An 18,651-nucleotide genomic window follows, 5' to 3' on the forward strand; every position below is an offset into this window, starting at 1 on the left:
AGACACGTAGATGAGTTTTCGATGGGACCCGTTGATCCCGGACGAGCGGCCTGAGGCGGAGCCGTTGTCCGTGTGGGTCTACGTTGTGCTGTTCCTCGTAATCGAAAGCGTTGCCTTTGCCCTCACGGTGGTGACATGGCCCACGGGCGTGCCCGCCGCATCGAGCAAGTTCGTGCTCTACGCGCTGGCGGTTCCCGTTGTTGCCTGGTTCATGCTCAGCGCAATGTTGTACCTGCTGTCCGACGAAAAGCCGGCGTTCAGCGCTGCGGTCAGGAACGCCTGTCGCTGGCACTTGGTCACGGACTGGCAGCACAGCAGCCGCACCGGAGTCGCGATCCTTGACAGTGTGATTCTCGCGCCCGAGCCTGATCTGGCCGAGCGAATGCTGGGGCTGGAAGGAAACGCACCGGAGAATCCGGGGCGTGTCATGGCCCTCGACGATGTCGCTGCGACGGAGGGCGTATCGCGGGAGTCAGCACTAGCCGAAAAGCTGATGGCCCCGCTGGCTTCCATGCTCGCACGGGCAATGCTCGAGGATTCGTTCGAGATCGTGATGCAGTGTGACCGGCAGGAGATGGCGGGTGAGGTTCGGGCAGCGTGGGCACGGTTGGACCTGCCGAAGAATCCACGCATCCGCTGGATCGACAACAGTCAGGAGATGGACTTCGCGGGAGTCTGGTTCGCGGACGATCATCGCGCCCTGCCGTACACCAGCTACTTTATCGACCAGACTCCCGGATACCGACTCCTGCTCGCGTGGCATCTGAATGAGGCCGGATCAGGCGAGCAAGACAAATCGGAGGTCGCGGTGGCGTTGCTGGTCGCTTCGCGCAAGCTGATCGCGGAGCAGAAGAACAAACTTCGTCCGCAGGCCTGGCTGCTGCGCCAGATCGTTGGCGATGCGGATCAGGTGGACATGTCACTTGCCCTGCTGCTGAAGGCAGAGCAGGTGCCGGAGGATCGCGTTCACCACTTCTGGCGCAGCCGCCTGAAGGGCCTGGCGCAGCATGCCACCATGGGGGCAGTCAAGAACTGCGGTCTGGCGCTAACCCCGCACGAACTGGACCACGCGGTGGGTCCGCAGGCACCGGTGGCGCGCTGGGTGGTGCAGGCGCTGGCGGCGAAAATGGCGCACTACGGACAGGGGCCACAGCTTGTGGCGCTGCCCCGCGAACGCGGGGTCGTGTTGAACTTTGTCGCAAAGGAGCCTTCTTCGGTGAACGTGCCGTGGAAGGAAAGGTACGACGCCAACCTGTTTCCCGCACCTGAACTCATCGCGTGTTTCTCTCTGTGGGCGCTTGTCCTGCTGATGTCTCCCAGCAAGGAGTGGGGCACCTTTGAAGCAGTCTTCACGTGCACGATCGTCGTCACGATCATTTTGTGTTTTGTTTGGCGTTTCTGGGAACACCGCCTACTGGTCAACGACTTCTGGGAAAAATACGGAGGGCAGACATGACCGTGGCAAACGACAGCATGGCCGGTGCATCACCCGTCATTTGATCGGGCTAGCATGGCGCTTCCGCATCCGCGTTCAGCGTCGCAATGACCCTCGCAGCTATCCTTTCAACGGCAGCCAGATTTCGACACCGCCCATGCCGGTCGTCGAATTGAACTGCTCGCCGTAACGCTCGAAGTTCGGCGCGTCGGCCGGCGTGTGCCCCGACTTCGGCAGCCACGCATTCCAGATCGTGTTCCACGTGCGCCGGATCGACGACACATGCTCGCGATGCGCGAACACCGCATAGCGTTGTGAGGGAATACGAACCCGGCCCATATCAGCGGGCAAAGCGGAAAAATCGCGCACCTCGACGCCGCACAGATAGTCGAAATTACCGGCATCGTCAGCGTTGTAGCAAACGCCGTACGCGACATGGCCAACCTGTCCGGGCACCGTGCCGATGCGCGGCACGAAGCGCTGCCATTGCGCCGGAATGCAGGAGCTGCTTTCGCAGTGGTAACGCTCGCTGAATCCTGCAATCAGCAAAGGCTCGCCAGCGACGAAACGCGGCGGCTCGAGGTTCGTCATCAGGGTTTCGTCCATTCTGATCGGCTCCATGAGTACGAGGTGATCGACATGCCCTTGCGCGCGTAACGCTTCTGGCGTGATGCCGAACTGCTCGCGGAACGCGCGCGTGAATGCCTCGTGAGAGCCGTATCCGGCGTCGACGGCGACCGCCAGAATGTCCGGTGCGCCGCGTGCGAGTCGCCGCGCCGCTTCGCTCAGGCGGCGTGCGCGCACATAGCGCATCACCGGCTGGCCGGTCGCCGCTTCGAACGCACGCGACAGATGAAAGCGCGACACGCAGCCGCATTGCGCGATGTCATCGAGCGTGATGTCGCCCGCAAAATGACTTTCGATAAACCACAGCGCTTTGGCGACCGGATTCATATCGGCTCCCGAGTGGCATGAGCGCAGCATAGGCGTTACGCCAGAGCGTCATTTGATCGGGCTTGCGCATGTCAGAGGCGATGGCTTACGCACCCAGAATATCGTCGGCCGTGAAGCCGAAGAAAACCTGAACCTCGACAATCTTGCCGTTCTCGACGCGGAAGAACTCGGCATTGCGAAACGCAGCACGGCCTGCCGGTTTGCACGCATAGCGGACGAATGCCTCATTGGCCTGCGCGAACAGTTTCTCGATGCGGAAGTATTCGACGTCATCGCTGAACGGCCAGCATCGTTCGAAGTAGGTGCGCCGATCGATGTGGTCGTCCTGTGGGCTGGTGAACGTGAAATCGTCGGCGAGCAGCGCCTCCAGCGCGGCACGGTTTTTTGCCTCATACGCGGCGTAACAGCGGCGGACGATGTCTTCGACGGTCGCGCGGTCGTTCATAAACGCCCCCATGGTGGCGGTGTGCACCGTCACAACTGGTCGGTCGCGGCGCGGCCGCCGCTGCTCTCCGGCGGTGATTGCGCAGCGTGCGGCGACGCAGTACGCAGCAGCAACGCACCCAGTGCCGCGGCCGCAGCGGCGAAAATCGCACCGAACAGAAACGCGATGTGATAGCCGTCCGTGAGCGCCGCGCGCATGTCATGTGTCGTGGCAAGCTCGCCGGTCTGCGCGGCCGCGAGGCTGGCAAGCACCGCGAGTCCGAGCGCACCGCCCATCATGAACGAAGTATTGACGATGCCGGACGCGAGCCCCGAATCGCCCGGTTCGACATCGTTCATCGCGGCAAGCAGCACCGGATTGAATGCGACGCCCGCGCCAATGCCGAGCAACACCATACCGGGCAGCACATCGATCACGAACTGGCCAGCGACCGGCGCGCGCGCAAACAGCAGCAGCCCCAACGCCGCGAGCAGCAGGCCCACGGCGATCGGCCACCGGATGCCGAAGCGCATCACGATGCGCGCTGACAGACCGAGCGAAAAAGCCGCCATGATCAGATTGGCCGGCAGGAACGCGAGACCGACCTGGAACGGCGCATAGCCAAGCACGCGTTGCATATACAGCGCCGAGATAAAGAACCATGCGAACATCGCGGCGGCCCACAGCATGCCGATCGCATTGGCAGTCGCCACATTGCGCATCCGGACGAGCGCGAGCGGCATCAGCGGATGGCGCACCCGTGCTTCGATGATGAGGAATGCGGCTAGCAGAACGATGGCGAGGCCGATCAGGCCGAGCGTTTGCGCGGAAGTCCAGCCGGCTTCATTGCCGTTGACGATCGCATAGACCGCGAGCATCAGCGACGCGGTCACCGTGACCGCACCCGCGACGTCGAGCCGCTCGCCGTGCGCATGACCGCGACCCGCAGGCAACAGCGTGATGCACAAGCCATACACCCCGATGCCGATCGGCAAATTGACGAGAAAGATCCAGTGCCAGCTGAGCAGATTCGTGAGCAGCCCGCCGAGCAGCACGCCGATACTGCCGCCGCCCGCGCAAACGAAGCCGTATACGCCCATCGCCTTGGCACGCTCACCGGGTTCGGTGAAGAGATTCATGATGAGTGACAGCGATACGGCGGACACGATCGCGCCGCCGAGACCCTGCACCGCGCGTGCGCAAACGAGCATCACCTGGGAATTTGCCAGCCCGCATGCGAGCGAAGCAAGCGTGAACAGCGTAATGCCCGCGAGAAACAGCTTGCGATGCCCGTAAAGATCGCCGAGACGCCCACCGAGCAGCAAAAAGCCACCGAACGTCAGCATGTAGGCATTGACGACCCACACCAGCGACGTTTCGGAGAAGCCGAGATCCGCTGCGATCGAAGGCAAGGCGACATTCACGATCGTCGTATCGAGCACGATCATCAGCACGCCGAGACAAAGCACGACGAGTGCCAACCAGCGGGTACGTCCTTCGATATTGTGGGTCATGCGGCCGTCTCCATGCGTTATGCGTGGTTCGTGATGCGATGGAAACGGCCAGTCTAGTCCCGTGCGCGTGTCGATTTCAACCTCACAGACTTACCGACACCTACGGACACCTACCGGCACCTCAGGCAGGCAACTTGCGAAATCCGATGGCAAAACGGTTCCAGCCGTTGATCGCGGTGATCAGCAGCGTCAGGTCGACCAGCTCGGCTTCAGTGAAATGCGGTTTGACGGCTTCCCACACCTGATCGGGTACGTGATCATGCGACACGAGCGTCAGCGCTTCGGTCCATTCGAGCGCGGCGCGCTCGCGTTCGGTGAAGAACGGCGTTTCGCGCCATACGACGACGGTCGCAAGACGCCGATCGGTTTCGCCGCCCTTGCGCGCGTCCGCGGTATGCATATCGACGCAGTACGCGCAGCCGTTGATTTGCGATGCGCGCAGACGCACCAGTTCGGTCAGCGATTTTTCGAGGTCGCTTTTGCCGATGCGCTCTTCCAGCGCGAGCATCGCCTTGATTGCATGCGGGTTGGCCTTATAGAAGTCGAGACGGGATTCCATGCTGCTCTCCGGTTGAGTGAGGCGCGCACCGTTGCGCGACAACAGAAGAGTAGGCAAAAAACTGGTCACACGAAATGACCAGTTTTTGGAATTTTAAGGTGACCAGTTTGTGCGCACGCACAACCGCCCCGACGCCGGACAATGCGACGGCTACTTCACCGCCCCGAGCGCAAGTCCCTTGACGAGATACCGCTGCAGCCAGGCGAACACAACCGATACCGGCAGCGTCGCGCATAGCGTGGCGGCCATCACGAGATGCCATTCGACCGTGTACTTGCCCGCGACCATATCGGTGACCTGCACGGTGAGCGTCTTGTTTTCCGGCGAGCGGATCAGCGTATAGACCACCGCGAATTCGTTCCACGCATTGATAAACGTGAAGATTGCCGTGACGACGATGGCCGGCACCGCGAGCGGCAGAAACACCTTGAATACCGCACGCGTGCGGCTGCAACCTTCGAGCCACGCCGATTCTTCGAGATCGCGCGGCACCGTCTGGAAATACGACGACAGCATCCACACCGCAAACGCGATATTGAACGCGGCATACGACACGATCACGCCGATCTTCGAATCGACGAGATTGCCGTCGCCATACGGAATCATCGCGGCAAGGCGGAACAGGCCGACCACCAGCAGAATCGGCGACAGCATTTGCGTGACGAGCAGGAACTGCCGGTACACGCTACGGCCGCCAAACGGAAAGCGCGCGAGCGCATATGCGGCAGGCAGGCTGACCGCGAGCGCAAGCAGCGTCGACAGGCAGCTGATAATCGCGCTGTTGCGCAGCGCGACGCCGAAGTTCGCGGCGCCCCACATATCGACGAAGTTCTGCCAGTGCCAATGCACCGGCAGCCAGCGCGCAGGGTAGACGAACACTTCCTGCGCGGGTTTCAGGGCAGTGAAGAACATCACCGCAAACGGAAACAGCACGACCACGACGAGCGGCGACAGCGCAATCCAGCACCACAGCGAGCGTTTCATTTTCGCGTTCATGCGGCGTCTCCTTCTTTCGACGGCTGGATACGCAGGTACACGATGGAGAACACAAACAGCATCACCAGCATGATCAGCGACACCGCGGCCGCCTGGCCGGGCCGGCCGAGCCGGAAGCCGAGTTCGTACAGATAGGTGACGAGAATATGCGTGCCGTTGTCGGGCCCGCCTTGCGTCATCACCCAGATAATCGGGAACGAGTTGAACACGTAGATCACGTTCAACAGGATCGCCATGTTGATAAATGGCCGCAACAGCGGCAGCGTCAACTGACGGAACTGCTGCCATGCGCTCGCGCCGTCGATGCGCGCGGCTTCATAAATATCGCCCGGCACCGAGGACAAGCCGCCGAGCAGGATCGTCACGGTAAACGGAATCGATACAAGGATGCCGACGCCAATTTCCACCGGAAACGCGAGTTCCGGCGTCGCAAGCCAGTGAATCGGGCCGCCGATCAGTCCAAGGCGCTGCAGCGTGACGTTCACCATTCCGTAGTCGTCGTTGAACGCCCAGCGCCAGACGACCGCCGTCATCGTCAGCGACACGGACCACGGCAGCATCACGATCGTGCGCGCGATGCCGCGGCCGTGGAAATCCTGGTTCAGCACGAGCGCGACCGGCACCGAGATCAGCACCGTGCCGCCGACCACGCACGCGGTCCAGACGAGCGTACGACGCGTCGCGTCAAGAAACACGGGGTCGGCGAATACCGTGAAGAAGTTCTGCAGTCCATTGAAATCGCGAATCGCGCCGAAGCGCGACACATCGTGCATCGACTGATACACGATATTGAAGATCGGGTAGCTGATGATGAACAGCGCGAGAATCAGGCTAGGCGCGATCAGCAGCCACGGCGTGATCATCCGCGGCGAAACGGACCCGGCGGCGGGAAGTGCGGCGGGCGGGGAAGCGGAGGCGGAACGGCTCATGCGTGCTCGATCAGGAAAACGCCGGCAGTGACGCCAGGCAAGGTGTGACCTGCGGCATGACCTGTGCTGCCGGCGGGTGGCGGCGGCACAGGCCTGTCGAAGTCGACGCCGCGCGCGGACTGTCGCGATGCGGCGTCATGATGGGTCAAACGTCAGGGCCGCTTAATGGCCGAGCGACTGGTTGGCTTCGTTCGCCGCCTGTTTCAGCGCGTCAGCCGGTTGCGCCTTGCCGAGATACACCGATTGCATCGCGTTCGTCACGGCCTTCGCGGTGTCTTCCCAGCCGGTGACCGTCGGTGCGAAGTGCGCGGTCGGCAGCAGCGCGATAAACGCCTTCGTGTCCGGGTCGTTGAATGCCGGGTCCGCAGCTTCGGCCTTCGTCGTCGGCAAGAAGCCCTCGGTGCTCGTGAACTCGACGCGCGGCTCCTTCGTGAACAGATAGTCGAGGAACTTCCACGCGCTCTTCTTCACCTTCGAGTTCTTGAACATCACGATCGAATCGGTCACCGCATACGTCGCCTGGTTCGTGCCGGACGGGATCGGATCGATGCCGTACTTCAGGGTCGGCGCTTCCTTCTTGATCTGTTTCGCGAGGAACGGCGCGGAGATCACCATCGCGACGCGGCCCTGCTTGAACAGGTTCTGCACGTCTTCACGGCTGTAGCCGGTTACGCCCTGTTGCGTGAGGCCTTCGTCGATCATCGTCTTGTAGAGCGTCGCGGCCTTGATGCCGGCAGGCGAATCGAACGCCGCCTTGCCTTGCTTGACGACGTCGCCGCCGTTGGTCCACAGCGCGTAGTAATAGTAGACATCCGTTTCGATTTCCTTGCCCTGCAGGCCGAAACCGGCAATGCCCTTCGCCTTCAGCTTCTTCGACGCGTCGATCACGTCATTCCACGTCTTCGGGCCGTTCGGATAGCCGACGCTCGCGAGCAGATCCTTGTTGTAGTAGAGCGCACGCGCGGATGCGGCGATCGGCAGACCGTAGGTTTTGCCGTCGATCTGGCCGGGAGCCAGGAACGGGCCGATGAAACGGTTCTTGAAGCTCGCGTCCATATAGCCGTCGAGCGGCTCGGCGACGCCGTCCTTCACGAAATCGAGGAGCCAGCGCGTGCCGACGATGGCCAGATCGGCGTTCGCGTTACCGGAGATATCCGTTTGCAGCTTCTGCTGCAGCGTGTCCCAGTTCACGTCTTCGATCTTGATCGTTGTGCCGGGATTCGCCTTTTCGAACTGGCGCGCCATTTTTTCGAAGTACGGTGCGGTCTGATCGCTGTAGTGAGCGACCGTGACGCGGACCGTATCGGCCTGCGCCGCGATGGCGGCCCCTGCGAGCGTAAGCGCTACGGCGAGCTTGCCGAGCGTGAGGGAAGCACGTGCATGCAACGACATTTCTCTCTCCTGGGTGGTCTGCTGCCGTCGCCGGCCGCTTTGGGTTAAATTGTTTGAAAAAATCCTACAGGACGAAAAAAAGCTTGTCACGTAGGGATGCCGATAATTTTTTGACACCGTATCGTTTGCATAACATCCTGTAAAGATGGGCTTTTTGTTGCACTACGGGGAAACGGGCGGCGCGCGGAGCCCAATGGCTTCAAATGGCCTACGGTGCGCGCCCGCTTCTCATATGTTGGAAATTTTCATGGCATCCGGCGCGATGCAGGCAGCATAAAAGCGTGAGGACGGAGATGAAACGAGTGGTGTTGGTGACGGGCGCGTGCGGCGGTATCGGCAGCGTGCTGACGAAACGCTTCATCGAAGCGGGCGATCACGTGCTGGCTCTGGACCGCAAGGCGGACGCGCTGGCGGCGTTTGTCGACAGCCTCGGCACGACCCAGGTGACGCCGCTCGCGGTCGATCTCGGTGACGCCGATGCGGTGCGCGACGCAGTCACGCGCGCGACCGCCGTGACCGGTCCGGTGGACGTGGCGGTGGCGAATGCCGGCTCGGCCACGGGGCCGACGCTCGCGAAAACGGACACGCAGACGTGGCAGCGCGACGTGCATTCGAATCTGAACGGCACGTACCACACCGTCGAAGCGGTGCGCGAGTCGATGATCGAACGGCAACGCGGCGCAATCGTCCTGATTGGCTCGGTGAACGGGATGGCGATGCTCGGTCACCCGGCGTACAGCGCGGCGAAAGCGGGTTTGATCAGTTATACGAAAGCACTCGCGGTGGAACTGGGCCGCTATGGCATCCGCGCGAATATTGTGTGTCCCGGCACGGTGAAGACACCGGCGTGGCAGGCGCGCGTCGACAAGAACCCGCAGGTATTCGAGAACCTGAAGAAGTGGTATCCGCTGGGCGACTTCGCGACGCCCGACGACATCGCGAACGCGGTGCTGTTTCTCGCATCGCCGCTCGCACGTGTGATTACCGGCGTCGCACTACCGGTGGACGGCGGGCTGATGGCGGGCAACCGGCTGATGGCCGAGGAATTGACGCTCGAATCGCTATGAGCGCTCGCGCGGGCCACGAGCCGCGCTTGCGCGATCGATGACGCCCATCAAAGGCAAATGCAGCAGCGCACAACGAAGAGGACAGCATGGCAGCAGTGCAATTGAGCGGCATTTACAAGCGCTACGGCGACACGCAGGTGGTGCACGGCATCGACCTGCATATCGACGATGGCGAATTCGTCGTGCTGGTCGGCCCGTCGGGCTGCGGCAAGAGCACGTTGATGCGGATGGTTGCCGGTCTCGAGGAAATCAGCGGCGGCGAACTGACTATCGGCGGCACCCGCGCGAACGGGCTCGCGCCGCAGCAGCGCAACGTGTCGATGGTGTTTCAGAGCTACGCGCTGTATCCGCATCTTTCGGTGTACGACAACATCGCATTCGGGCCGCGCATCCGCAAGGAGGCCGCGGCGAAGTTCAAGCCGCGCATCGAAGCGGCCGCGAAAATGCTCAATCTCAGCGGCTATCTGGACCGTCTGCCGCGCGCGCTGTCCGGTGGCCAGCGACAGCGCGTCGCGATGGGCCGCGCGGTGGTGCGCGAGCCGTCACTGTTCCTGTTCGACGAACCGCTGTCGAACCTCGACGCGAAACTGCGCGTCCAGATGCGTACCGAAATCAAGGCGCTGCATCAGCGGCTACAGAACACGGTGATCTACGTGACGCACGACCAGATCGAAGCGATGACGATGGCCGACCGGATCGTCGTGATGAACGCCGGCCGCATCGAGCAGATCGGACGACCGCTGGAGCTTTATGACCGGCCGGCCAACCTGTTTGTCGCAAGCTTCCTCGGTTCGCCGTCGATGAATTTCGCGGAGGGCGAGGTGGTGGCCGGCGACGGCGGACTGGCGCTGCTGCTGCCCGACGGCCTGCGGATTGCGCTGACGGGGCAGCCGCCGGTGCAGCCGGGCGCGAAGGTGACGCTCGGCGTGCGGCCCGAACATATCGAAACCGGCGCCGCGCAGGACGGTATTCCGATGACCATCGAAGTGGTGGAGCCGACCGGCGCGGAAACGCACCTGTACGGCAAGATCGGCGGCAACGCGTGGTGCGTGACAACTCGCGAGCGTGCGTTGATCGAGCCCGGCCAGCGCGTGACGTTGCGGCTGCCCGCCGAACATCGACATCTGTTCGACACGGAGAGCGGACGCAGGCTTGCGTAACACCGTGCGCCGCGCGGCCCGCGGCGCGGATTCCTGACCTTGAACCCAAGAGGAACACCCGGTTGTCCGCAGCGAACCTGATCCCTCATATCCGCGATGTGCTGCCGTCGCTACGGCCCGCCGAGCGCAAGGTCGCCGACATGGTCCTCGCTGACGTCGACTTTGCGATGCGCGCGAGCATCACCGAGATCGCGCAGCGCGCGGATGTTTCCGAGCCGTCGGTGACGCGCTTTTGCCGCGCGGTCGGCGCGCACGGGCTGCGCGACTTCAAGATGCGGCTTGCGCAAAGCGCCGCCGGCGGGATGCCCTATGCGTCGCAGGCGGTCGCGCATAACGACGATATCCAAACGCTGTTCGACAAGGTCGGCGAGGCGGTCATCGAAGGAATTACCCATGCGCGCAGTGCGCTGGACCCGATCGCGGTGGAAGCGGCACTCGCCGCGCTGACAAGCGCGCGGCGCGTCTACTTCTTCGGTGTGGGCGCGGGCTCGGGGCTCGTCGCGCAGGACGCGGCACTGCGTTTGCTGCGCCTCGACGTCGCGGCCAGCGCGTTCACGGATGCCCATCTGCAGCGCCTGTACGCGGGCCTGATGGAACCTGGCGACGTCGCGTTCGCGATCTCGCATTCCGGGCGCAGCGTCGAAGTGAACGAAAGCATGCAGATCGCCAAGGAGCGTGGCGCGACAACCATCGCGCTGACGAATGTCGGCTCGCGGCTCGCGTGGCTCGTCGATATTCCGCTGCTGCTGCGTGCGCCGACTACGGTCGGACCGGATACGCCGGGCGTGTCGCGCCTTGTGCATCTCTGTGTGGTCGACGCGCTGGCGATCGGCATTGCGTTGCGCCTCGAACCGAAGACGCTCGAAAAGATGCGCGAGGCCGGCGCACGCGTCTCGCACGAACCGGAAGCGGCCGGCGGCGATCGTCAGACCTGACGATCTGACGTGACCTGCGCGGACTTCACGGTGCGCACGCCGCGCTCGCGCGCACACGGACTTTTTTGACGACTGGACAACCGCTTGCGTAACTAAAACAATCTATATTGCAAGCATAAGAACGAATCACGGACGCGATCCCCTCCGCCGCATTGCCGCATCCGCGGACCGCGCCATGGCACTGAGCAACGCGCTGCACCCTCGCAGATAACCGGTTGTTAACCCTTAAGGGGCAAGCCATGTCCACGTCACCTCTTTTCGACGGCGACGCGTCGCACGGAATCGATGGGACCACTGACCAGGTCGATGCGCGGCTGCACAATCGCGATCTCGCACCGGTGCCGCATGACAAACGGACGTGGACCGGTTACAGCATCTTCGCGATGTGGATGTCCGATGTGCACAGCGTCGGCGGCTATACATTCGCGGCGAGCCTGTTCCTGCTCGGCATCTCCGGCTGGCAGGTGCTGATCGCGCTCACGGTCGGCATCCTGGTGGTCTACGTGTTGATGAACTGGGTCGGCAAACCGAGCTACGTGCACGGCATTCCGTTTCCGGTGATGGCGCGCGTCAGTATGGGCGTGATGGGCGCGAACCTCGCCGCGGTGATACGCGGCGTGGTCGGCATCGTCTGGTATGGCGTACAAACGTTTTTCGCGTCGAAGGCGGTCGCGACGCTGCTCGTGCTGTTCATTCCCGCGTCCGCGTCGCTCACCCAGTTCAGCTTTATGCGCCTCGACGGCCTCGGCTGGGTCAGCTTCCTGTTTATGTGGATCTTCCAGCTGATCATTTTCCAGCGCGGCATGGACACGATCCGCAAGTTCATCGACTTCTGCGGGCCTGCCGTCTACGTCGTGATGTTCGCGCTGATGGCGTGGATTCTGATGCAGGCGGGGCTGGGCAGCCTGAGCCTCACGCTCGGCGGCAAGCAGTTGACCGGCGGCCAGCAGCTGGCATCGATGGGCAATGCGATTTTGCTGGTGGTCAGCTATTTCGCGGCGCTACTGCTGAATTTTGGCGACTTCTCGCGCTTTGCCAAAAGCGAGCAGCAGATGAAGGTGGGCAACTTCCTCGGTTTGCCGGTGAATTTCATCGCGTTCGCGATCATCACGGTGATCGTCACGTCGGGCAGCGCAACCGTGTTCGGCCAGATGATCATGGACCCGGTCGAGATCGTCGCGCGTATCCAGAACAAGTTCGCGGTGGTGATCGGCAGTGTGACGTTTATCGTGGCGACCATGGGCATCAACATTGTCGCCAATTTTGTGTCGCCCGCTTACGATATTGCGAACCTGTTTCCGAAACAGGTGAGCTTCAAGCGCGGCGGATTGATCGCTTCGATTCTCGCCGTGCTGGTTTGTCCGTGGATTTTCGTCGACAGCGCAAGGGCGATCACGATTTTCGTCAGCGTATTCGGCGCGGTGCTCGCGCCGCTGTACGGCGTGATGATGGCCGATTTTTATCTGGTCAAAAAGCAACAGGTGCAGACCGCCGAGCTTTATACGATGTCGCCAAAGGGCCGCTTTTACTATGACGGCGGCTGGAACAGGATGGGCGTCATCGCGCTGATCCTGTCCGGCTGCATCTCGATCGGTTGGGAGCTATGCACGCAGTTGCTGCGTGTGCTACCGGAAAACAATTTCGGCTGGCTGATCGGCGCGATTAGCGGCGCCGTTCTGTATGTTGCCTTGATGCGCGCGGCGCGGCGCGATTAACGTCGCGCGTCCCGAAGACAGGAAAAAGGCCACAAGCGCCCTGCGAGCACGGCTCGCAGGGCGCTTTCGCTTTTTTGCGGCATCGGTAGCAACATATTCTTCCTCAAAAAGCGCCTAATCATTTTTGACGATCATGACTAGGATACGGAGTCTGCCGATAAGTCATGGCGACGCGACGCGTTAGCCAGAAACCTTCCTGATGTCTACCGATACCTCCGCCCCTGCGCCGATTGTCGAGCGCCGCGCCTCGGCGTGGGGCTATATCTTTGCCGGCCTGTGCGCGAGTCTCGTGACCATCGGGCTTGCACGCTTCGCGTACACGCCGTTGCTTCCGTCGCTCATTCAGGCGCACTGGTTCGCAACGTCCGACGCCGTCTATCTCGGCGCGGCCAACCTGATGGGTTATCTGCTCGGCGCGATCGTCGGCCGCCCGCTTGCCCGCTATCTAACCAACGCGCACACGTTGCGCGCGATGATGGTGCTGGTCACCGTCGCATTCTTCGCCTGCGGCTATCCCGTATCAGTCGCATGGTTTTTCGTCTGGCGGCTATTGTCCGGCGTAGGCGGCGGCGCGGTGATGGTGCTGGTGGCCGCGACCGTCATGCCGCACGTGCCAGGCGAACGCAGGGGCCTCGCGGGCGGCGCGCTGTTTCTCGGGCTCGGGCTCGGCATTGCCGGATCGGGCACGGTGATTCCGCTGCTCCTCAATCTGGGCTTGAGTGAAACCTGGATCGGCCTGGGCGTGCTGTCGGCGGTGCTGACAGCCGCGACCTGGACGGCGTGGCCTTCGGCGCGCGCGCATGCCGCGCTCGCGCAGGCTCACGCGCAAACCGCCGCGCCGCATCAGCCGGCAAGCGCCGAGGTGCGCATGCTGTACACGCAATACGCGGTGATGGCTTTCGGTATCGTGCCGACCATGGCGTTCCTGGCCGACTTTATCGCGCGTGGGCTCGGTGCGGGCACCCATGTCGGCGCGCTGTACTGGATCCTGTACGGTGTCGGCGCAATCGCCGGGCCGCCGTTCTATGGCTGGCTCGCGGACCGGCTCGGCGGTGCGCTCAGCATGCGCGCCGTGATGCTGGCGCAGGCCATTTTTGCGGCGCTGCTCGCGACGTCGGGCAACCGGTTCGCGATCGGCGTGCTGGCCGTGATGATCGGCAGCTTTCCGCCGGGCATCGTGCCGATGATGCTGACTCGCGTGCACGAAGTGATTCCCGCCAATCAGGCGCGACAGAATATTGTGTGGAGCCGGCTCACGATTGTGTTCGCGGCATTCCAGGCGGCCGCGGGTTACCTCTGCTCGTCAATCTTCAACGGCAGTGGCGGAAGTCATCGAACGCTGTTTGCGATCGGCGCCGCGGCGTTCTTCACCTGCGTGATCGTCGACCTGTTCGGTTCGCGGCTGGCGGCTCGCACGAAAGCCATTGACGGCCGTTGAAGGAAAAAAAGAGACGCCGGGTACTGCGCGCCTCTTCGCCTACCTTGCATCCGATGTTCGATTCAACCGCTATCGGCCAGCAAAAAGCCGCTAGCGGCGCAATCGTGCTCCGTTCAATCCAGCGCGGAAGCCGGCCCGAAGAACTCATAGCGCGCCTGTTCGGCCGGCACGCCGAGCGCTTTCAGATGCTTCTTGACGGCCTTCATGAAGGACTTCGGCCCAAGGAAATACACGTCGACGTCGCGCGAGGCCGGCATCCATTCGCGCAGCCGCGCTTCGTCGAGATAGCCGGTGGCGTCGAAAGCGTTGTCGTCCGCACGCGGCTTTTCATACACGTAAAAGCGCTTCAACTGCGGGTGGCGCGCGGCGAGTTCGTCGATAAAGTGGCGGAACGCGTGCACGCCGCCGTGACGTGCCGCGTGAATGAAGTGCACCGGCCGCGACGTCTTCAGCGCAACACGCAACATCGCCAGCGTCGGTGTAATGCCGACCCCGCCGCTGATCAGCACGAGCGGCTTTGCACTGTCTTCGAGCGTGAAGTCGCCGGATGGCGCGAACACATCGAGCGTGTCGTCTTCGATCACATGGTCGTGCAGGTAGTTCGACACCTTGCCGTTCGGCTCGCACTTCACGCTGATCCGATACTCAAGCCCGTTTGCGGCTGCCGACAGTGAATAGTTGCGGCGCACCTCCTCACCGTCGATCACGACGCGCAACGCGATGAATTGGCCCGGCTTGAAGTCGAGCAGATCGCCGCCGTCGGCGGGACGCAGATAGAACGACGTAATCTCGTCGCTTTCGCGCACCTTGCGCGCGACCGTGAATTTTCGCGTGCCGCGCCAGCCGCCCTGTGACGCTTCCTTTGCTGCGTACGCGCTCTCTTCGAGACCGATCAGAATATCGGCGAGCTGTTGATAGGCGGCGCCCCACGCATCGATCACCGCATCGGTCGCGATGTCCGGCCCGAGCACCTCGCGAATCGCTCGCAGCAAGCAAGCGCCGACGATCGGATAATGTCCGGGCAGGATATTCAGCGACACGTGCTTGTTGACGATCCGCGACACGAGGCCGCCCAACTGCTCGAGCTGATCGATATGGCGCGCGTACATCAGCACGCCGTTCGCCAGTGCGCGTGCCTGGTCGCCGTTGGCCTGGTGTGCCTGATTGAAAAGCGGACGCACTTCCGGATACTCGGACAGCATCGTCCTGTAGAAGTGAGTGATGAGAGCTTCGCCGCCGCTTTCGAGCAGCGGAATGGTGGCTTTGACGATAGCGCGATGTTCGGCTGACAGCATGGAACTTACCTCTATTCATTGAGAGTGGCTGAAGACCCGCAAACGGGCTCGCGCTTGATAACGCATGAAGCGGGCCAGCATTGATGTGTAATAAAATCAGTGCTTTACGAATAGTCGAAGTGGATATGACACGAGTCGAATCGACTACTGGCGCGGTCACACTGACTGCGACAGACCTGCTTGATGCGCTGTTGCGGCTGGTCCAGGACCTGTCGCGCGATCTGTCCGGAAGCGAGCGCTACCGGCGCCTGCTCACCACGTTGCGCGAGCTTTTTTCGGGCGATGCGGCCGCGTTATTGCGGCTCGACGGCGATATGCTCGTGCCGCTCGCAATCGATGGCCTGACGAGTGACACGCTTGGCCGGCGCTTTCGCGTGGGCGACCATCCGCGCTTTCTCGCACTGCTGGCGCGACGCGAACCGACTCGCTTTCCCGCCGATTCAGGTTTGCCGGACCCGTATGACGGTCTGGTGGAAGGCGTGAGCGGTGACCTCGAAGTGCACGACTGTCTTGGCTGTCCGCTTTATATCAATGGACGCCCGTGGGGCCTGCTGACACTCGACGCGCTGGACCCCGAGCGCTTCGATAGCGTGGACATGAGTCTGCTGCAGGCGTTCCTGAGTCTGGCGGCGGCAACGGTCAGTGTTGCCGAGCGCATCGATACACTCGCGCGCAACACCGAAGAAGAGCGTCAGCGGGCCGAAGCTTACCGGCAGGCGACCGGTCCGAGGGTTCGCGAAATCATCGGTAGTAGCACTGCGCATCGGCAATTGCTCGATGAAATCCGCACGGTCGCGAACAGCGATCTGACCGTGTTGATAACAGGCGAGACAGGCGTCGGCAAGGAGCTGGTGGCCAACGCGATTCACGCGGGATCGCCGCGCGCGGACAAGGCGTTGATCAGCCTGAACTGTGCGGCGCTGCCCGACACGTTAGTCGAAAGCGAACTGTTTGGTCATGTGCGCGGTGCATTTTCGGGTGCATCGTCCGACCGGCGCGGCAAATTCGAGCTCGCGGACGGCGGCACGCTGCTGCTCGACGAAGTCGGCGAATTGCCGTTGGGCGTGCAGGCAAAGTTGCTTCGCATGCTGCAAAACGGGCAGTTGCAACGCATCGGCTCGGACAGCGAGCACAAGGTCGACGTGCGGCTGATTGCCGCGACCAACCGCGATCTCGCAGAAGAGGTGCGCTCGGGCCGGTTTCGCGCGGACTTGTACCATCGACTGAGCGTCTACCCGCTGCGCGTGCCGCCGTTGCGCGAACGAGGGCGCGACGTGTTGCTGTTAGCCGGTTTCTTTCTCGAAGAAAACCGCGCGCGTCTCGGGTTGCTGAGCATCCGGCTCGCCACCGATGCGCAGTCGGCGCTGCTGTCCTATCACTGGCCGGGCAATGTACGCGAGCTCGAGCACATGATCGGGCGCAGCGCGTTCAAGGCGCTGTCGCGGCACCGCGAACGGCCACGCATCCTGACGCTGACCGCATTGGACCTCGGCATATCAACCACGCACGCGTCGGTCGCGCCGCAGCGTGCGGCAAACCAGGCTGGACCGGATGACGCGGATGCGCCGGGCGATTTCCGCAGTTCCGTGATCGCGTTCGAACGCTCGCTCGTGTCCGGCGCGATGGAGCGGCACGACAACAACTGGGCGGCCGTCGCGCGCGCGCTGGGTATGGATCGCGCGAACCTGAACCGGCTGGCAAAGCGCCTCGGGTTGAAATAAGGAGGCTGGCGGGTGCGCTCGTGCGGTACGTCGGTCAGGAACTGATTTGATAGTATCTGATCTGTCAGCCAGGCAAGCGTTCGTTCATCCAGGGAGATTCAGGTGCGGCACTATACGAAAGAGAATTTCAATCTGATGGACAGCGTCGGCTACGCGCTCAACAAGGCGCGCAACCTGATCATCATGGAAATGGATGCGGCTTTGAAGGAAGTCGATATCTCGAGCCAGCAAATGGGTATCCTGCTGCTGCTGAAACAGCAAACGACCAGCACGCCGTTCGAGTTGTCGAAAACGCTCGGCATCGATACCGGCTTGATGACCCGAATGCTCGACAAGCTTGAATCCAGGGGCCTGATTGTGCGTTCACGCGATGCCGAAGACCGGCGCGTTGTGAATCTTTCGCTGACCGGCAGTGGCCGTGCGGTGGCCGCGAGAATTCCCGAAATCGCGCCCGCTGTGTTAAACGAACGGCTGAAGAAATTCACCAAGGCCGAGCTTGAAGAACTGCGCCGTCTGCTGCGTAAGTTCATCAGCGAATAATCGCCGGCTCTGCGGCATCCATCCCGCATCGTTTTTCAACCTGACCTGAACGCGGTTCGATACGGCAGCGAAAATTTTCTTGAAGATATCTGACAGATCAGCTATTGTTCGTGCAGCGAATGAGGAGCCAGAGATGTCGTTCTATACGCCAGACAACTTTCATCAGGCCGGGAGCGTCGGGTTCGTGCTTAACAAGGTACGCAACCAGATCGCGGCGGACATGGATACCGCGCTGAAAGGGCTGCACGTGAAGGCACAGCACATCGGCATCCTGATGTCGCTGCTGCGCGGCTCGAATACCACGCCGGCCAGCTTGTCGCGGTATCTCGGTGTGGATTCGGGCCTGATGACACGCATGCTCGACAAGCTCGAAGCACTTGGTTTGCTGGTGCGGTCGCGCGACACGGTGGATCGCCGGGTGGTTAACCTGCAGCTCACCGCTGTGGGACAGGCGACCGCGCTGCGCATCACGGAGCTTGCGCCGGACGTGCTCAACGCGCGGCTGCGGAATTTTTCCGAAGCGGAGTACGACGAACTGCGCCGCTTGCTGCACAAGTTACTGAACGATTGAGCCGTT

Annotated in this window: 17 protein-coding genes; 9 read left to right on the forward strand and 8 right to left on the reverse strand. The window is 62.3% G+C overall.

Features of this window, described 5'->3' with window-relative positions:
* Nucleotides 1-10 precede the first annotated feature (10 nt).
* Nucleotides 11-1,456, forward strand: a complete 1,446-nt coding sequence (locus HV796_RS13875; protein WP_175227074.1) for a hypothetical protein — start codon at nucleotides 11-13, stop codon at nucleotides 1,454-1,456.
* Nucleotides 1,457-1,555: 99 nt separating this feature from the next.
* Here HV796_RS13875 and HV796_RS13880 read toward each other — a convergent pair whose 3' ends face one another.
* The 7 genes from HV796_RS13880 to HV796_RS13910 all read right to left on the reverse strand — a co-directional run bounded on the left by HV796_RS13880 (nucleotide 1,556) and on the right by HV796_RS13910 (nucleotide 8,203).
* Nucleotides 1,556-2,389, reverse strand: coding sequence for an AraC family transcriptional regulator (locus HV796_RS13880; RefSeq protein ID WP_175227075.1), 834 nt, complete (start codon nucleotides 2,387-2,389; stop codon nucleotides 1,556-1,558).
* 85 nt (nucleotides 2,390-2,474) lie between these two features.
* Nucleotides 2,475-2,834 (reverse strand): nuclear transport factor 2 family protein, encoded by a 360-nt coding sequence (locus HV796_RS13885; RefSeq protein ID WP_175227076.1) that lies wholly within the window; start codon nucleotides 2,832-2,834, stop codon nucleotides 2,475-2,477.
* 29 nt (nucleotides 2,835-2,863) lie between these two features.
* Nucleotides 2,864-4,327: a DHA2 family efflux MFS transporter permease subunit gene (locus tag HV796_RS13890; protein ID WP_175227077.1), complete on the reverse strand. Its 1,464-nt coding sequence runs from the start codon at nucleotides 4,325-4,327 to the stop codon at nucleotides 2,864-2,866.
* Between the two features lie 121 nt (nucleotides 4,328-4,448).
* Nucleotides 4,449-4,886 (reverse strand): carboxymuconolactone decarboxylase family protein, encoded by a 438-nt coding sequence (locus tag HV796_RS13895; protein WP_175227078.1) that lies wholly within the window; start codon nucleotides 4,884-4,886, stop codon nucleotides 4,449-4,451.
* Nucleotides 4,887-5,036: 150 nt separating this feature from the next.
* Nucleotides 5,037-5,882, reverse strand: coding sequence for a carbohydrate ABC transporter permease (locus HV796_RS13900; protein WP_175227079.1), 846 nt, complete (start codon nucleotides 5,880-5,882; stop codon nucleotides 5,037-5,039).
* Complete coding sequence (locus HV796_RS13905) at nucleotides 5,879-6,745, reverse strand: carbohydrate ABC transporter permease (RefSeq protein WP_175227154.1); 867 nt, start codon at nucleotides 6,743-6,745, stop codon at nucleotides 5,879-5,881. Before HV796_RS13905 ends, HV796_RS13900 begins: the two co-directional genes overlap by 4 nt.
* Before the next feature lie 228 nt (nucleotides 6,746-6,973).
* Entirely contained in the window at nucleotides 6,974-8,203 is a 1,230-nt protein-coding gene (locus HV796_RS13910) for an ABC transporter substrate-binding protein (protein WP_175227080.1), read from the reverse strand.
* Nucleotides 8,204-8,496: 293 nt separating this feature from the next.
* Here HV796_RS13910 and HV796_RS13915 point away from each other — a divergent pair, with 293 nt between their 5' ends.
* The 5 genes from HV796_RS13915 to HV796_RS13935 all read left to right on the forward strand — a co-directional run bounded on the left by HV796_RS13915 (nucleotide 8,497) and on the right by HV796_RS13935 (nucleotide 14,518).
* Nucleotides 8,497-9,270 carry an SDR family oxidoreductase gene (locus tag HV796_RS13915; protein WP_175227081.1) on the forward strand — a complete coding sequence of 258 codons (774 nt, stop codon included), beginning with the start codon at nucleotides 8,497-8,499 and terminating at the stop codon, nucleotides 9,268-9,270.
* Between the two features lie 86 nt (nucleotides 9,271-9,356).
* Nucleotides 9,357-10,430, forward strand: coding sequence for an ABC transporter ATP-binding protein (locus HV796_RS13920; protein ID WP_175227082.1), 1,074 nt, complete (start codon nucleotides 9,357-9,359; stop codon nucleotides 10,428-10,430).
* Between the two features lie 62 nt (nucleotides 10,431-10,492).
* The gene (locus tag HV796_RS13925) at nucleotides 10,493-11,365 is read left to right on the forward strand and encodes a MurR/RpiR family transcriptional regulator (protein ID WP_175227083.1); all 873 of its coding nucleotides are present in this window, start codon (nucleotides 10,493-10,495) and stop codon (nucleotides 11,363-11,365) included.
* 239 nt (nucleotides 11,366-11,604) lie between these two features.
* Nucleotides 11,605-13,080 carry an NCS1 family nucleobase:cation symporter-1 gene (locus HV796_RS13930; RefSeq protein ID WP_175227084.1) on the forward strand — a complete coding sequence of 492 codons (1,476 nt, stop codon included), beginning with the start codon at nucleotides 11,605-11,607 and terminating at the stop codon, nucleotides 13,078-13,080.
* A 199-nt stretch (nucleotides 13,081-13,279) separates the two neighbouring features.
* A complete protein-coding gene (locus HV796_RS13935; protein WP_175227085.1) occupies nucleotides 13,280-14,518 on the forward strand; it encodes a YbfB/YjiJ family MFS transporter in 1,239 nt (412 codons plus the stop codon).
* Between the two features lie 113 nt (nucleotides 14,519-14,631).
* Here HV796_RS13935 and hmpA read toward each other — a convergent pair whose 3' ends face one another.
* Nucleotides 14,632-15,813 carry an NO-inducible flavohemoprotein gene (hmpA, locus tag HV796_RS13940; RefSeq protein WP_175227086.1) on the reverse strand — a complete coding sequence of 394 codons (1,182 nt, stop codon included), beginning with the start codon at nucleotides 15,811-15,813 and terminating at the stop codon, nucleotides 14,632-14,634.
* Between the two features lie 125 nt (nucleotides 15,814-15,938).
* Here hmpA and norR point away from each other — a divergent pair, with 125 nt between their 5' ends.
* From norR to HV796_RS13955, 3 genes are all read left to right on the forward strand, one after another.
* Complete coding sequence (gene norR, locus HV796_RS13945; protein ID WP_175227087.1) at nucleotides 15,939-17,534, forward strand: nitric oxide reductase transcriptional regulator NorR; 1,596 nt, start codon at nucleotides 15,939-15,941, stop codon at nucleotides 17,532-17,534.
* 102 nt (nucleotides 17,535-17,636) lie between these two features.
* Nucleotides 17,637-18,074, forward strand: coding sequence for a MarR family winged helix-turn-helix transcriptional regulator (locus HV796_RS13950; RefSeq protein WP_175227088.1), 438 nt, complete (start codon nucleotides 17,637-17,639; stop codon nucleotides 18,072-18,074).
* Between the two features lie 133 nt (nucleotides 18,075-18,207).
* A complete protein-coding gene (locus HV796_RS13955) occupies nucleotides 18,208-18,645 on the forward strand; it encodes a MarR family winged helix-turn-helix transcriptional regulator (protein ID WP_175227089.1) in 438 nt (145 codons plus the stop codon).
* The last annotated feature ends 6 nt before the right edge of the window (nucleotides 18,646-18,651 follow it).

The sequence above is a fragment of the Paraburkholderia humisilvae genome (genome assembly GCF_902859855.1).
Lineage (GTDB): Bacteria > Pseudomonadota > Gammaproteobacteria > Burkholderiales > Burkholderiaceae > Paraburkholderia > Paraburkholderia humisilvae.

Excerpts from the sequence above, each read along its gene's own strand:
- HV796_RS13875 (WP_175227074.1), top strand. The coding sequence starts at position 11 with ATGAGTTTTCGATGGGACCCGTTGATCCCGGACGAGCGGCCTGAGGCG.
- HV796_RS13880 (WP_175227075.1), bottom strand. The coding sequence starts at position 2,389 with ATGAATCCGGTCGCCAAAGCGCTGTGGTTTATCGAAAGTCATTTTGCG.
- HV796_RS13885 (WP_175227076.1), bottom strand. The coding sequence starts at position 2,834 with ATGAACGACCGCGCGACCGTCGAAGACATCGTCCGCCGCTGTTACGCC.
- HV796_RS13890 (WP_175227077.1), bottom strand. The coding sequence starts at position 4,327 with ATGACCCACAATATCGAAGGACGTACCCGCTGGTTGGCACTCGTCGTG.
- HV796_RS13895 (WP_175227078.1), bottom strand. The coding sequence starts at position 4,886 with ATGGAATCCCGTCTCGACTTCTATAAGGCCAACCCGCATGCAATCAAG.
- HV796_RS13900 (WP_175227079.1), bottom strand. The coding sequence starts at position 5,882 with ATGAACGCGAAAATGAAACGCTCGCTGTGGTGCTGGATTGCGCTGTCG.
- HV796_RS13905 (WP_175227154.1), bottom strand. The coding sequence starts at position 6,745 with ATGATCACGCCGTGGCTGCTGATCGCGCCTAGCCTGATTCTCGCGCTG.
- HV796_RS13910 (WP_175227080.1), bottom strand. The coding sequence starts at position 8,203 with ATGTCGTTGCATGCACGTGCTTCCCTCACGCTCGGCAAGCTCGCCGTA.
- HV796_RS13915 (WP_175227081.1), top strand. The coding sequence starts at position 8,497 with ATGAAACGAGTGGTGTTGGTGACGGGCGCGTGCGGCGGTATCGGCAGC.
- HV796_RS13920 (WP_175227082.1), top strand. The coding sequence starts at position 9,357 with ATGGCAGCAGTGCAATTGAGCGGCATTTACAAGCGCTACGGCGACACG.
- HV796_RS13930 (WP_175227084.1), top strand. The coding sequence starts at position 11,605 with ATGTCCACGTCACCTCTTTTCGACGGCGACGCGTCGCACGGAATCGAT.
- HV796_RS13935 (WP_175227085.1), top strand. The coding sequence starts at position 13,280 with ATGTCTACCGATACCTCCGCCCCTGCGCCGATTGTCGAGCGCCGCGCC.
- hmpA (WP_175227086.1), bottom strand. The coding sequence starts at position 15,813 with ATGCTGTCAGCCGAACATCGCGCTATCGTCAAAGCCACCATTCCGCTG.
- norR (WP_175227087.1), top strand. The coding sequence starts at position 15,939 with ATGACACGAGTCGAATCGACTACTGGCGCGGTCACACTGACTGCGACA.
- HV796_RS13955 (WP_175227089.1), top strand. The coding sequence starts at position 18,208 with ATGTCGTTCTATACGCCAGACAACTTTCATCAGGCCGGGAGCGTCGGG.